This window comes from Dinghuibacter silviterrae (genome assembly GCF_004366355.1).
GTDB lineage: Bacteria > Bacteroidota > Bacteroidia > Chitinophagales > Chitinophagaceae > Dinghuibacter > Dinghuibacter silviterrae.
Genome location: NZ_SODV01000002.1, coordinates 531,120 through 545,058, shown reverse-complemented (window position 1 = coordinate 545,058; position 13,939 = coordinate 531,120). Strand labels below are relative to the sequence as shown.

The 13,939-nt window shown below is 57.5% G+C and carries 11 protein-coding genes; 5 read left to right on the top strand and 6 right to left on the bottom strand.

Going from position 1 to position 13,939, the window contains the following annotated elements:
• Positions 1-7 precede the first annotated feature (7 nt).
• The 4 genes from EDB95_RS19400 to EDB95_RS19385 form a co-directional block, all read right to left on the bottom strand.
• The gene (locus EDB95_RS19400) at positions 8-616 is read right to left on the bottom strand and encodes a gluconate 2-dehydrogenase subunit 3 family protein (protein WP_133996065.1); all 609 of its coding nucleotides are present in this window, start codon (positions 614-616) and stop codon (positions 8-10) included.
• An 11-nt stretch (positions 617-627) separates the two neighbouring features.
• Positions 628-2,307, bottom strand: coding sequence for a GMC oxidoreductase (locus EDB95_RS19395; protein ID WP_133996063.1), 1,680 nt, complete (start codon positions 2,305-2,307; stop codon positions 628-630).
• A gap of 126 nt (positions 2,308-2,433) precedes the next feature.
• The gene (locus EDB95_RS19390; RefSeq protein WP_133996061.1) at positions 2,434-3,486 is read right to left on the bottom strand and encodes a sugar phosphate isomerase/epimerase family protein; all 1,053 of its coding nucleotides are present in this window, start codon (positions 3,484-3,486) and stop codon (positions 2,434-2,436) included.
• 16 nt (positions 3,487-3,502) lie between these two features.
• Positions 3,503-4,663 (bottom strand): Gfo/Idh/MocA family protein, encoded by a 1,161-nt coding sequence (locus EDB95_RS19385; protein WP_211352162.1) that lies wholly within the window; start codon positions 4,661-4,663, stop codon positions 3,503-3,505.
• Positions 4,664-4,740: 77 nt separating this feature from the next.
• Here EDB95_RS19385 and EDB95_RS19380 point away from each other — a divergent pair, with 77 nt between their 5' ends.
• The 4 genes from EDB95_RS19380 (at position 4,741) to EDB95_RS19365 (ending at position 12,304) form a co-directional block, all read left to right on the top strand.
• Positions 4,741-6,621: an aspartyl/asparaginyl beta-hydroxylase domain-containing protein gene (locus tag EDB95_RS19380; protein WP_162852691.1), complete on the top strand. Its 1,881-nt coding sequence runs from the start codon at positions 4,741-4,743 to the stop codon at positions 6,619-6,621.
• A 23-nt stretch (positions 6,622-6,644) separates the two neighbouring features.
• Complete coding sequence (locus EDB95_RS19375; RefSeq protein WP_133996057.1) at positions 6,645-9,590, top strand: glycosyltransferase family 117 protein; 2,946 nt, start codon at positions 6,645-6,647, stop codon at positions 9,588-9,590.
• An 84-nt stretch (positions 9,591-9,674) separates the two neighbouring features.
• Complete coding sequence (locus EDB95_RS19370; RefSeq protein WP_133996055.1) at positions 9,675-10,772, top strand: vWA domain-containing protein; 1,098 nt, start codon at positions 9,675-9,677, stop codon at positions 10,770-10,772.
• Positions 10,773-10,786: 14 nt separating this feature from the next.
• Positions 10,787-12,304, top strand: coding sequence for a magnesium chelatase (locus EDB95_RS19365; protein ID WP_133996053.1), 1,518 nt, complete (start codon positions 10,787-10,789; stop codon positions 12,302-12,304).
• On the opposite strand, the gene EDB95_RS19360 is transcribed toward EDB95_RS19365, so the two are convergent.
• The gene (locus EDB95_RS19360) at positions 12,301-13,023 is read right to left on the bottom strand and encodes a hypothetical protein (RefSeq protein WP_133996051.1); all 723 of its coding nucleotides are present in this window, start codon (positions 13,021-13,023) and stop codon (positions 12,301-12,303) included. The genes EDB95_RS19365 and EDB95_RS19360 overlap by 4 nt on opposite strands.
• 112 nt (positions 13,024-13,135) lie before the next feature.
• On the opposite strand from EDB95_RS19360, the gene EDB95_RS19355 reads away from it, so the two are divergent.
• Complete coding sequence (locus EDB95_RS19355) at positions 13,136-13,657, top strand: hypothetical protein (RefSeq protein ID WP_133996049.1); 522 nt, start codon at positions 13,136-13,138, stop codon at positions 13,655-13,657.
• 6 nt (positions 13,658-13,663) lie between these two features.
• On the opposite strand, the gene EDB95_RS27900 is transcribed toward EDB95_RS19355, so the two are convergent.
• Positions 13,664-13,792, bottom strand: a complete 129-nt coding sequence (locus EDB95_RS27900) for a hypothetical protein (protein WP_262710547.1) — start codon at positions 13,790-13,792, stop codon at positions 13,664-13,666.
• Positions 13,793-13,939 lie beyond the last annotated feature (147 nt).

Genomic DNA, 13,939 nt, shown 5'->3' with positions numbered 1-13,939 from the left:
ATGGATTTTATGTTGCACTGGACGTCGCCCAGCCCTTATCGCCCTTCTTATAAGGGACGTCACCGTCAAACCTTCCGGGCACCGGCACATACCGGCAGGCTTTTGTCGCCCCCGGTTCAGAACTAAAGAAACCCCAAATGGTCAGCTGCTTCATCATGGTAAAGTAGTGTTTGGCCGCACCCGCGTCCGGGTCGACCCAGGCCGTAGGGTCAGGGTGCGTTTTGGGCGCTTTGTCGTCGTTGGCTTTATCGTAATCCTTGGCTTCCTTGTCCAGCCCCACCAGCAGGTCGTGTTTCTGCGCAGCGGTCATGTTCATAAAACCCTTGTCCTTCAAGGCCTGGAGGCCATTCAGGAAAACCTTCTGGTCCCTGGGTGAATAACAATCCGTGACGATCAATTTCATGAAATCGCCGATCCTGGCGTCTTTGGCGCCCGGGGAATCGGGCGTAACAGGGAGGATGGTTTCTCCGATCTCGTCGAGCAAAGCACCGTCCGTATCCGCGAACAACCCCGTTTGGGTGGGGGTGGTTTTGCAACCCGTCAAAAAGGCCTCCGCGCCGATGATCGTCCCGCCCATCAGGACGGCCACCATCTGTAAAGCTTCTCTTCTTTGCATATCAGGTCAAATTAGAGGTTCATTTTTTTCAGCTCTTCCACCGCGTGATTTGCCGCGCGGGCAGTAAAAGCCATATAGCTCAAAGAAGGGTTGACACAGTTGGCCGATGTCATAAAGGACCCGTCCGTGACAAATACGTTGGGCGCGTCCCACACCTGGTTCCATTCGTTGAGCACCGACGTCTTGGGGTCCCGGCCCATGCGTGCCGTACCCATCTCATGGATCCCGCGGCCCAGGACAGGGTTGTTGTCAAAACCCTTGACATCCTTTACCCCCGCGGCGGTGAGCATTTCGATGGCGTCGGCCTGCATGTCCTTGCGCATCTTCCATTCGTTGTCGTGCAGCGTGGCTTCCACGGCGGGGACGTTCAGTCCCCATTTGTCCTTTTTCGTTTTGTCAAGGGTGACCTTGTTGTCGTGGTACGGCAGGGTTTCGCCAAACCCGCCGATCCCCATGCTCCAAGGCCCGGGTTCGGACAGGGCTTCCTTCAGATCGGCCCCGATGCTGAGCTCGGCAATCTCCCGCTTCCAGTTGCCGCGGCCCGCGCCCCCCTGGTATCCAAAGCCGCGGAGGTACTCCCGCTTGTCCCCGAAGAGGTTCCGGAAACGGGGAATATAGACCCCGTTGGCCCGGCGGCCGTAGTAATATTTGTCGTCGAACCCATCGACCGAGCCACTGGCGCCCACGTCCAGGTGATGGTCCATCAGGTTGTGCCCCAGCTCGCCGCTGCTCGATCCCAAACCGTCCGGCCATACGTCCGTGGCGGAGTTCATCAGCAGCCACGCCGTGTTGATTGTAGAGGCGTTCAGGAAGACGATCTTGGCTTTGTACACATAGGTCTGGTTATTCTCCGCGTCCAGGACTTCCACCCCGGTCGCGCGTTTCTTGTCCTTGTCATACAGGACCCGGGTCACGATGGACCAGGGCCGCAGCTTTAGATTATTCGTCGCCAGCGCCGCGGGCAGGGTCGAAGATTGGGTGGAAAAATAAGCCCCGAAAGGACAACCCAGCCAGCATTCGTTCCGGTACTGGCAATTGGTCCGGCCCGGTAAGGGCTCGGTGATATTCGCGACACGCCCGATGATCATGTGACGGGCATCCTTGTAATAGGCTTTCAGACGGGCGGCGACATCCTTTTCCACGACGTTCATCTGCATCGCCGGCAGGAAGTGGCTGTCCGGAAGCTGGGGCAGGCCTTCCTTCGACCCGCTGATCCCCGCAAACTTTTCGACGTATTCATACCAGGGCGCGATGTCCTTGTACCGGACCGGCCAGTCGATCCCAATGCCATCCTTGGCATTGGCCTCAAAATCAAAATCGCTCCAGCGATAGCTCTGCCGGCCCCACATGAGCGAACGCCCGCCCACATGGTACCCGCGGAACCAGTCAAAACGCTTTACCTCGGTATAGGGTGATTCTTTCTCGTTGACCCAATAGTCCAGGTTGGTCTCGTTCAAAGGATAATCCCGCTTCAGCACCGGATAATTCTGGATCATCTCCTGGGTCCTGGAGCCGCGGTGCGGGTACTGCCAGGGCGCCTTGCTCGCATTCACATAGTCCTTCACGTGCTCGATATTGCGTCCCCGTTCCAGAAGCAATACCTTAAGACCTTTTTCGGTCAGTTCCTTCGCCGCCCAGCCTCCGCTGATCCCGGAGCCCACGACGATCGCATCGAATTCATTGTCGGGCATGATAGTTGGTTAAGTGCAAACAATCTATGTTATCGATTACAAAGTAAGGAATAATTATCAAAGCGGGCGACCGCTTGTCCATTGCGTTCTATCACGCACTTCCCCGCGCGCAATCGATCGCGCAACTCAAATCCCCAGTACCCTTCGGTTCGCCGCCGCGTCCACGCCGCTCGCTGCAAAATCGTCAAAGGCCTTGTCCGTCACGTGAATGATGTGTTCCTTGATAAATTGGGCGCCTTCCCGCGCCCCATCCTCCGGATGCTTCAGACAACACTCCCATTCCAACACCGCCCAGCCCGGAAAATCGTACTGCGCCATCTTGCTGAAGATGGATTTGAAATCTACCTGCCCGTCCCCCAAAGAGCGGAAACGCCCCGCTCTGTCGATCCAGCCGGAATAGCCCCCATACACACCCTGACGGCCCGTGGGGTTAAATTCCGCATCCTTGACATGAAACATCCGGATGCGCTCATGGTAGATATCGATAAAGGACAGGTAGTCCAGACACTGAAGCACAAAGTGAGAGGGATCATAGAGTATATTGGCGCGCGGATGATCGTGTACCTCTTTCAGGAATCGCTCGAAGGTCACCCCGTCGTGTAAGTCCTCCCCCGGGTGCAACTCGTAACAAAGGTCGATCTCTTGTATTTCAAAGATTTGCAGGATGGGTAGCCAGCGCTTCCCCAACTCCCTGAACCCATCTTCCACCAGGCCGGCGGGCCGCTGCGGCCAGGGATACACCATCGGCCAGAGAAACGATCCGCTAAACGTCACATGAGCTTGTAACCCCAGGTTCTTCGATGCCTTGGCGGCATACGTCAGTTGCTGCACTGCCCACGCTGTCCTTGCCTTGGGGTTTCCACGGACGGCCGCAGGGGCAAACCCGTCAAAAAAAGAATCGTAAGCCGGGTGTACCGCCACCAATTGTCCCTGCAGGTGCGTAGACAGTTCGGTGATCTCCAGCCCGTGGGCCCCCACCCTGCCCTTCAGTTCGTCGGCGTAGGTCTTGCTCTCCGCCGCTTTTTGCAGGTCGATAAACCGGGTGTCATTCGTCGGCAATTGAATACCCTTATACCCAAGGCCCTTGGCCCAGGCGCAGATGCCGTCCAGGCTGTCGAAGGGCGCCTTGTCCCCTATGAATTGGGCCAGGAAGATGGCCGGTCCTTTGATGGTTCGCATGGCAAGAAAAAAGTTATTATGAAATGTTCAACGGTATCCATTTTTGGTCCGACCGCCCGGAGGCGATGGCCGTCTCGATAAAGGCCATCCCGCGTACGCCTTCGGCGATACCGGGATAATCCAGCGACTCAGGCGATGGTGTCCTGCCTTCCAGGTCCGCTACGATGCACTCGGCCACGTTTCGATACAAGTTGGCAAACGCCTCCAGGTATCCTTCGGGGTGCCCCCCCGGTGTGCGCGTGTTGTGCCGCGCAAACGAGCTTGTATAGGCCTGTGCCGTCCGGTACAGCTCCGTCGGTCTGTCCAGCCACTTTACCTGTAGGGTGTTTGCGTCGTTCTGTTGCCACTCCAGGCCGCCCTTTTCGCCATACACGCGGATGCGGACATTGTTCTCCTCTCCCGCCGCGATCTGGGTCGCCATCAAAACGCCGCTGGCCCCGCCTTTGAAACGGAGCAGGATCGACCCGTCATCGTCCAGGCGCCGGCCCGGTACGACCGTTTGTATGTCTGCATTCATGTGAGACACGGTCAGGCCGCTCACATATTCCGCCAGGTTAAACGCGTGCGTGCCGATGTCCCCCATCGCCCCGGCGATCCCGCTTTGGTGCGGGTCGGTCCGCCAGGCCGCCTGTTTGTTGTTCCCGCTCTCCTCGCTTTTACTCAGCCATCCTTGTGGGTATTCTACGTATACCTTACGCACCGCGCCCAGAACCCCCGAAGCCACCAACGACCTGGCCTCCTTGACCATGGGGTAACCCGTATACGTATGCGTCAGGCAAAAACGTCTGCCGCTGGCCACCACCGTCTTTTGCAACTCCAGCGCCTCCGCCAGCGAAAAAGTCATCGGCTTGTCCAGCACCACGTGCATCCCACACTCCAGCGCCAGCCGCGCCGGTTCGAAATGGACGTGGTTCGGTGTCACGATGCTGATCACCTGCATCCTCCGGTCTTCCGGCAGGGCCATTTCCTTGTCAAAAAGTTCCCGGTAAGAACCATAGCAGCGGGCCGGGTCCAGCCCCAGCGCCACCCCGCTCGCCCTGGAGCGTTCGGGATCCCCGCTAAAGGCCCCACCCACCAGCTCATAAGCGTCATCCATCCGGGCCGCGATGCGGTGGACCGCGCCGATAAAGGCGCCCTGCCCTCCGCCGATCATCCCGAGGCGTAATTTGTAGTGCATGTCGATCGGTGTTGTAAAAGTGGGCTTAAAGCTACTGGAAAAGTGGCATACATTCGTAGCTAAAATCGATCGCTGCTTTGCCTCCAACCATCGTCCGCTTCGCCCGTTTACCTGTAACCCTTCCCCTGGCCACATTACAGGCGGAAGTGGCCGCCCTTCCCTCCGTGTGGAAGGCCCACTTCAATACCGCCCACTACCAGGGAGACTGGACCGTGCTCTCGCTCCGGGCCCCCGGCGGCAACCCCGGTCACGTCGTCGCCGATGCCCTCGGCCAGGCCCCCTTTGCCGACACCCCCCTGATGGCGCACACGCCCGTGCTGCGCGCCTTTTTGGATTCCTTACCATTCCCGCTCTGGTCCGTCCGGCTCCTCCGCCTCGCGCCGGGTGCCCTGATCAAGGAACACCGAGATAACGACCTCAGCGTCGAACAAGGCGAGGTCCGTCTCCACTTCCCCCTCTTCACCCACGAGGCCGTGGAATTCGTGGTAGACGGGGAGCGCGTCCCCATGCGCGCCGGCGACTGCTGGTACATCAACGCCAACCTCCCCCACCGCGTCTCCAACCCAGGACCGACCGACCGCATCCACCTCGTTGTAGACGGTCCCGTGACCCCGGAGCTCCAGGAACTGTTCGCCCGGGGCGAGCTTAGCTACGCGTCGTCCGCGCCCGCACACGGCGAGCAGGAGGCGGTCATCGCGGAGCTGCGGCTTCAGGGGGCGCATGCGCTCGCCGACGAGCTGGAGGCTGCGCTCCGCGCAGCGCCGACAGCGGGTGCTGGCGCGGCGCCCGGCGCGGTGCCGAAGGCCGCCGCCAGCGAAGACGGCGCGGGGCGCGAGCGCGACGCCGCCTCGGCAGGCGCCATGCGCAACGCAGCGCCGCCTGACGGCGGGCGCGAGCCCGCGCCGGAGGCGCGCGCAGCCGCGCTGCGCAACTGGATCCCCGCCGCGCTGATCCGGCGCGAGGACGAATGGCTGTGCCGGTGGATCGACGCCGGGGACGTGCCGTTCACGGATCCATTCTTTGACGAGACGCTGAATATTTGCCGCAACCAACCGGGGAACCGGCGGGCATTCCAGGTGCTGGGGAGCGTCCCGGCGATGATGGAGTGGGCGCCGGAGATGCCTTCGGTGGCGCCGGGCGCCATCATCTTTCACGTGTCACGCTGCGGGTCGACGCTGGCGGCGCAACTGTTGGGGCTGGAACCAAAGCACATCGTGCTCGCCGAGGTGCCCTTTATCGACGATCTTTTGCGGGCGGAATACCGGGTGCCGGAGGTGCCTCCTGGAGACGTGGCGGGCGCCGTCAAAAGCGCGTTGCAATTTTATGGACAAAAACGGTCTGGCGCAGAGGAACGGTTATTCGTAAAGACGGACAGCTGGCACATCTTTTTCCATCCACTATATAGATCCCTCTTTCCGGACGTACCGTTTTTCCTGCTCTACCGTTCCCCGGAGGAGGTGTTGTACTCGCAGCGCAAACAAAGGGGGATGCATTCGGTCCCGGGGGTGATCGAGCGCGAGATTTTCCGGGGCGCCGCGAGGCGGAGCGAAACGGGCAGCCCTGGACGGAGCGAACCGGGCGGCCCGGGGCGGAGCGAGGCGGGCGCCACCGGCCCGATGCCGGACGCCGACACCGCGCCCAACGACCTCGACGCCCACATGGCGTGGGTGCTGGCGCAATACATGAAGCGCTTCATGGAGGTGGCGGCGGCCGATCCACATGCCTACCTTGTCAACTATACGGAAGGGATTCCGGCGATCGTGGAACGGATCGCGCAAAGGACGAACACGCCCATCGGGCCGGAGTGGAGGGACAAGATGGCGGAGCGAAGCCGGTTCCATGCGAAACGCCCGGCCCAGGTCTTTTCGGAGGAGGCGGGCGCGGGGCTGGCAGACACCTTGCTGGAGCCCTTATTCACATTGTACCAACAGCTGGAACGGCAGCGCCGGGGACAGTAATTTTTCATTAGGTTTGTCGCCCTATGCAGTTTAGGAAAGCCAACAACATCACCGGCTGGATCGTCGGCGGAATCGCGTGTATCGTTTACCTCATGACCAGGGAGGCCACCGGGAGCTTCTGGGATTGCGGGGAATTTATCGCTTCCGCGAGCAAGGTGCAGATTCCCCACCCGCCGGGGGCGCCTTTGTTCATCCTGATGGGCAGAATTTGTATCCTTTTGTCTCCTGCGCACCCGGCGATGGCGGTGAACACGTTGTCGGCGATGGGGAGCGGGTTGAGCATCCTTTTCCTTTTCTGGACCATCACACATTTTGCGCGGAAGATCGTACCGGACGACACCTTTACGATCCTGGCAGCGGGGGTGGTGGGGGCGTTGGCGTATACCTTTACGGACTCTTTTTGGTTCTCGGCGGTGGAAGCGGAAGTCTACGGGATGTCGGGCTTTTTTACCGCCCTTGTTTTCTGGGTGGCGCTGAAGTGGGAAAACCGGGCGGATGAGCCGGGGGCGGACCGGTGGATCGTGTTGTTGTTTTTCCTGGTCGGGTTGAGTATCGGGGTCCACTTGCTGAGCCTGCTGGTGCTGCCGGCGGTGGTGATGATCTATTATTTCCGCCGGTATCCCTTTAGCTGGCTGGGGATGTGCGTGGCGTTTGTCACCGGCTGTGTGATCACCGGCGTCGTACAGATCGTGGTAATCCAGAAAACCGTGGGCTGGGCCGGGGACCTGGACATCTATTTTGTCAATAAGCTTGGGCTGCCTTTTTTCTCGGGTTTTGCAACGTTTTACTTTTTGCTCGCCCTGGCGATCGCTGCGGGCCTACGCGTGGCGAAGCGGAGAAACCTGGGCTTTTTGCGCCTGGGGCTTTGGTGCCTGACCTTCCTGCTGATCGGGTATTCGACCTATATCACGACCATGGAGCGTTCCAATGCGGACCCGGGGGTCGATATGTTTAACGTCGACAATCCGATCAGCCTGGCGGGTTACCTGGGGCGCGACCAGTACCAGGACTTTCCGTTGCTGTATGGCCAGAACTTTACCGCCCGGGCGCATTATGTGAACGACGGCGACCGGTACGCAAAGGGTGAGGACAAGTATGTGGTCATTGGGCGAAAGCAACACGCCGAATACGCCGCGGCGGACAAGATGTGGTTGCCCCGGGTTTGGGACGCAGACAACGCAGACTTTTATGCGGAGTGGCTGGGGATCGGCAAAACGGCCGACGGCTACGAACGCGCGCCGAACCAGTGGGACAACCTGACCTGGTTCCTGACCTACCAGCTTCACTGGATGTACTGGCGGTACTTCGCCTGGAACTTTATCGGCCGCCAGAACGACCTGCAGGGGTATGGGAATCCACGGGACGGGAACTGGATTACGGGGTTCACGTGGATCGATAACCTGTGGCTGGGCGATCAAAACAAAATGCCGGACACCGCGCGATCGGCCAACAAGGGCTACAACCCGATGTATGGACTCCCGTTCCTGCTGGGGGTGCTGGGCTTTTTTGTCCAGTTCCGCCGGGGACGGAAGGACTGGGTGATCAACGGGGTGTTCTTCTTCTTCACGGGTCTCGCCATCATCCTTTACCTCAACCAACCGGGGAACCAGCCGCGAGAAAGGGACTACGCCTATACGGGGAGTTTTTATGCTTTTGCGGTGTGGATCGGGTTGGGGGTGATCGTCGTCCGGCGGTTCGCAGGGCGGCTCTTAAAGCACCGCGCCGCGGGCGCCGCGGCGATCTTGTGTCTGGCCGTGCCCATCCTGATGGCCGCCCGCCAGTGGGACGACCACGACCGGAGCCATAAAACGCTGGCCCTGTCGATGGCGACCAATTACCTCGAAAGCTGTGCGCCCAATGCCATCCTGTTCACCTTCGGGGACAACGACACCTACCCGCTGCTTTTTGCCCAGGAAGCCCTGGGCATACGACCGGACGTACGGGTCCTCAATACCAGCCTGCTCAGCTTCGACTGGTACATCCGGCCGCTCCGGTATAAGATCAACCAAAGTGACCCGATCGACCCGATCTGGTCCGCGGAGGCCGTCGCCGGGGACAACCGGGACGCAATTTATGCTTTGTCTTATGTCGACCGGAATGCACCGCCGGATACGTTGACCGACCTGGAGACGATGATGCGGGAGGTCGGCGGTGATGACCCGGCCTTCGCCGCGCAGACGAGAGATGGAGAGACCTTTCACACTTACCCTTCCCATCTCATCACCATACCCGTGGACACCGCCCTGGTGCGGCAAAACGGGACCGTGGACCCGTCGGATTCGGTCGTGTCCAACCTGTTCTTCCGTATCCCGGCCAACGCCATCGAAAAGGGCGACGCCATGGTCCTGTCGATCATCGCGGCCAATCATTGGGCGAGACCGGTTTATTTCACGTCCATCTACGACGCCATGGGTTTTGACGGTTACCTCCGGCAGGACGGCCTGGCCTACCGCCTGGTCCCCGTGCACAACCAGGCGGTGCACATCGCGACGACGAAGGATAAACTATTGAATGTCTTCACCTTCGGGGGTGCGGAACGCCCGGGCGTGTATTTTGACGAGGAAAACAGGAGCCACCTGCTGACCCTGCGCAACGCGTATATATCGCTGGCAGCCAGTCTCATCGGCGCCGGGCGCCCTTCCGAAGCCCGCGCTGTCCTGGAGCGCTGCGACCGCGGCACGGACCCGACGAGTATGCCGTATGGCTTCTGCAGCCGCTATGGGAATTACCACAACCACGTCTCCACGCGTTTTGCGACGGTGGCCTACCAGGCGGGCGACCTGGCGCTGGCGGCAAAAGTGGACGCATCCGTCCGCAAGGACTGCCTCCAGCAGATCGCGTATACGGCGTCTTTGCCGGCCTGGAGAAGGCGGCCGGGGAGCTTCCTATGGTACGAGGGCCAGAAGGCGGGTGACATCGTGCACCTGCTGGATTCGCTGAAGACGCGGTACATACGGCGCGATCCATAACGCCCATTGGGCGCCGCCTGCACGTGGGATTTTTTTTATTCCCCTTATTTAAGGAAATTTATGTCCTGAAGATAAGGAGGCGTTATGATTGGCTACCACTTTACAAAGTTCGACCCGAATAGCCAGGGAAAAACTACTTTCGAACAATTGCTGGATATCTTTCTTCAATTAATCACCTACACGAGCGGTGACGTCAGCGAAGCCCTCAACTGGCTTACCCAATTGGACAAAGAATACGGCCTTACGGATGACGAATACGGGCTCGGCGATTTTATCGACGAGCTCAAGGAAAAGGGCTACCTGGAAGAAAACAAACAGGATGGCTCCATAAAGATCACGTCCAAAAGTGAGCAAGGCATCCGTAAGCGTTCCCTCGAAGAGATTTTTGGCAAACTAAAGAAAAGCAAACAGGGGAACCACCAGACCTTTAAACCGGGTCAGGGGGACGAGCAAAATCCCGATACCCGTCCGTTCCAGTTTGGGGATACGGTGGAACAGATCGATTTCACCAACAGCATCCGGAACGCCCAGATCAACCATGGGTTGGACCAGTTCCGGTTGCAGGAGGACGACCTGGAGATCCGGGAAACCGACTTCAAGGCCCAGACGTCCACCGTCCTGATGATCGACATTTCCCACTCGATGATCCTTTACGGAGAGGACAGGATCACCCCCGCCAAAAAGGTGGCGATGGCCCTGAGCGAACTCATCACGACCAAGTACCCCAAGGATACCATCGACATCGTGGTGTTTGGGAACGACGCCTGGCCCGTGGAGATCAAGGACCTCCCCTACCTCCAGGTCGGCCCCTACCACACCAATACCGTGGCGGGCCTGGAACTGGCAATGGATCTTTTAAGACGGAGACGGAACCCGAACAAACAGATCTTTATGATCACCGACGGCAAACCGACCTGTCTGAAGGTGGGCCGGAAGTACTATAAAAACAGCTTTGGCCTGGATCGCAAGATCACCTCGCGTTGCCTCAACCTGGCTGCCCAGTGTAAAAAGCTGAAGATCCCCATCACGACGTTTATGATCGCCTCCGATCCTTACCTGCAAAGGTTCGTGCAGGAGTTTACCGAAACCAACAACGGGAAGGCGTTCTTTGCCTCCCTGGACCACCTGGGGTCCTTTATTTTCCGGGATTTTGAAAGCGGCAAAAGGAAAACCGTTTATTAATGCAAATTGATTACATGGACATAGCAAAGATCAATACCCTTGGTAAGTTAAAAAAGAGCGGATATACCCATAAGACCGTAAAAGAGGAAATCAGGCGCAACCTCATCAAAAAGCTCCAGCACAAAGAACCCACGTTCCCCGGCATCATCGGTTATGAAGACACCGTGATCCCGGAGACCGAACGGGCACTCCTTTCGCGGCATAACATACTTTTTCTGGGTCTGCGCGGCCAGGCCAAAACCAGGATGGCCCGGCAGATGACCGACCTCCTCGACGAATATATCCCGGTGGTGGAAGGCAGTTCGATAAACGACGATCCTTTGCGGCCGATCAGCCGGTACGCCCTGGAGCTCATCGCCGAAAAGGGCGACGACACCCCCATCACCTGGCTCCACCGGAGCGAACGCTACGGCGAAAAGCTCGCCACGCCCGACGTGACCGTGGCCGACCTGATCGGGGACATCGACCCCATCAAGGCCGCCAACCTGCGGCTCAACCTCGACGACGAGCGCGTCCTGCACTATGGCATCATCCCCCACAGCAACCGGGGTATTTTTGTCATCAACGAACTGCCCGACCTCCAGGCCCGTATACAGGTCTCCCTTTTCAACATCCTCCAGGAAGGCGACATCCAGATCCGCGGCTTTAAGCTCCGGATGCCGCTGGACATCGTGTTCGTCTTTACCGCCAACCCGGAAGACTACACCAACCGCGGCTCTATCGTGACCCCGCTCAAGGACCGGATCGAAAGCCAGATCCTCACCCACTATCCCAAAACGGTAGAGTCCTCGATGCTCATTACCGCCCAGGAGTCCGACATCCACCCCGACCAGGCCGGCCGGATCGAAGTAAGCGACCTCGTCAAACGGCTGATCGAGCAAGTCTCCTTCGAAGCGAGGACGAATGAATATGTCGACAAAAAAAGCGGCGTCTCCGCCCGTCTGACCATCGCCGCCTTCGAGAATGCCGTCAGCTCCGCCGAACGGCGCGCCATCGTCAACAACGAAAAAAATACGTTTGTCTGGATCGGCGACCTGGCCGGCATCATCCCGTCCATCACCGGCAAGATCGAGCTCGTCTACGAAGGCGAACAGGAAGGCCCCTACCAGGTCGCCTACAACCTCCTGGAAAAGGCCATCCGGACCTTGTTCACGACCTATTTCCCCAACCCCGAACAAAGCAAAAAGAAAAAGGAAACCGGCGACAACCCCTTCCGCCCCATCATTACCTGGTTCGACCGCGGCAACCAGCTCAACCTGTTTGCCGACATGAAGGATGACGCACGCATCCAGCAGCTCTACAAGGTAGACGGTCTCCACGCCCTGGTAAAAAAACACTTCAAACAGGCCAGCGAAAAAGACGCCGCGCTGCTCATGGAGTTCGTCCTCCACGGCCTCTCGGCTTATTCGCTCATCTCCAAAAAGGTGATCGACGGGAAGATCGAGTTCAAGGACCTGATGGGGTCGATGCTCAACTTCAATAGTAAGGCGGGGTTTGAGGAGGATGCGGAGGCGAATGAGGAGGATTTTTAAAGAAGGCTCATCCACTTCGCCACCACCAGACCCACTACGAGCAGGATGAAGACAAACGAGACCCAGGCCCTTTGCTTCGCCCTGAGGTCCACGTTCCGGCTCCGCCGGATCGCCCAAAACCGCCATACGGATAGCGCCACCAGCAAGACTCCGCAACCGGTGGCGATCGCCTTGTTGTTCACGTACAGGATGGCGATAAACAACGCCACGGCCGACAAGGACAAGCCGATCCTGGCCGCACGCAAAACCAACTCATTGCGCCTGGCTTCGATGGGCATGGTTTGCGCCAGGGCGGCGGTCAGTTCCTCGAAGCCGTCGATCTCCGGCAGGATAGGGATGATGGCCCTTGGGTCCTTACCCTTGACGCAAACCGTCCCATTCCTAAGCCGGGTGATTTTTTTGATGTCGTCCCGGTAAATGGCAACGGTCGGCAAAGTAGACGCTTCCCGAGAGATCAGGTTGTCGGTCAGGGTCACGGTGTACGTGGCATAAGTCTCTTTCTGCCGCTTGAAGACCCGGAAAAAATTCCACCCCATCCACCCGCATATAAGCGGGATGATGATCCATAGCATGTTTCCGCTGTCGGATGTCCCTATGTATTTATAACACACAACGGAAACAGCGCACACACCCGCAAACAGATATACGAGTATAAGCCTTGTCGCTATTTTTTCGCGGATCGCCTTTTGGCCTTCGACGGAGAATTTGTATTCTTTCATGGTTCGGAGTGTGCCCGAATATACTATATGTTTCTATATTGCTCATTATCAATTTTTTGCGTTTGGAAATAAAAAAGATGTTGTATCTTTGACCAACATTCATACATTTGTTATGCGTACGGTCGACATCAGATTATACGACATCTTCAGAAAGGATCTGAGCCTTCCTGATGAAAAAGCCCAGGAGCTTGTGATAGCACTGGATGAAGCCTCAACGCAAAAAATGGAGGAAACGCACAACCATACAGTGGACGTCATTCGAAAGGATATTCAATCCTTGAAAGAATCCTTGAAAGAATACATGGATCAACGATTTGACAATATCGATCAGAGGTTTGCGCAGGTCGATCAGAGATTTGTGCAGGTCGATCTTAGATTTGCCCAAATCGATTCCAGGTTTGCGCAGATCGATTCCAGGTTTGCGCAGATCGATTCCAGATTTGAGAAAATCGATGAAAGATTTGTCCAGATCGATAAGACCTTCGATCAAAGATTTGCCCATGTTGATAAAACCTTTGCCACCAAAGAAGACCTCGCCAAAACCGAGTCCAACATAACCCGGTGGATGTTTATTTTCTGGGCCGGTCAGATCGGCGCCACGGTTGGATTTATTTGGGCATTCCTGAAAAAATAGCGCGCATTACTTTTTCAGCAACAACTCTTTGGGGAATCCATATTTTTCCAAAAAGGCTTTCGAATCCTCTGCTTTCTTTACAAAGAAGGGATCGTTGCCATAGCCTTTGGCTTTTGCCTTTGACGGCTTTTTCAAGGGTGGGTTTTGATTGTTCATTTACCCAACCATCGTATCTTTTATGACGTAACTCATAAATTATGATGCATCTGGCGCAAAAATACAATTACTAATCAATAATAAATGATTTAGTAAATTTTTTACGTCAAATAAAACACAAGACTA

Bases quoted from the DNA above. Each gene is read 5' to 3' on its own strand.
- EDB95_RS19400 (WP_133996065.1), bottom strand. From the start codon at position 616: ATGCAAAGAAGAGAAGCTTTACAGATGGTGGCCGTCCTGATGGGCGGG.
- EDB95_RS19395 (WP_133996063.1), bottom strand. From the start codon at position 2,307: ATGCCCGACAATGAATTCGATGCGATCGTCGTGGGCTCCGGGATCAGC.
- EDB95_RS19390 (WP_133996061.1), bottom strand. From the start codon at position 3,486: ATGCGAACCATCAAAGGACCGGCCATCTTCCTGGCCCAATTCATAGGG.
- EDB95_RS19385 (WP_211352162.1), bottom strand. From the start codon at position 4,663: ATGCACTACAAATTACGCCTCGGGATGATCGGCGGAGGGCAGGGCGCC.
- EDB95_RS19375 (WP_133996057.1), top strand. From the start codon at position 6,645: ATGCAGTTTAGGAAAGCCAACAACATCACCGGCTGGATCGTCGGCGGA.
- EDB95_RS19370 (WP_133996055.1), top strand. From the start codon at position 9,675: ATGATTGGCTACCACTTTACAAAGTTCGACCCGAATAGCCAGGGAAAA.
- EDB95_RS19365 (WP_133996053.1), top strand. From the start codon at position 10,787: ATGGACATAGCAAAGATCAATACCCTTGGTAAGTTAAAAAAGAGCGGA.
- EDB95_RS19360 (WP_133996051.1), bottom strand. From the start codon at position 13,023: ATGAAAGAATACAAATTCTCCGTCGAAGGCCAAAAGGCGATCCGCGAA.
- EDB95_RS19355 (WP_133996049.1), top strand. From the start codon at position 13,136: ATGCGTACGGTCGACATCAGATTATACGACATCTTCAGAAAGGATCTG.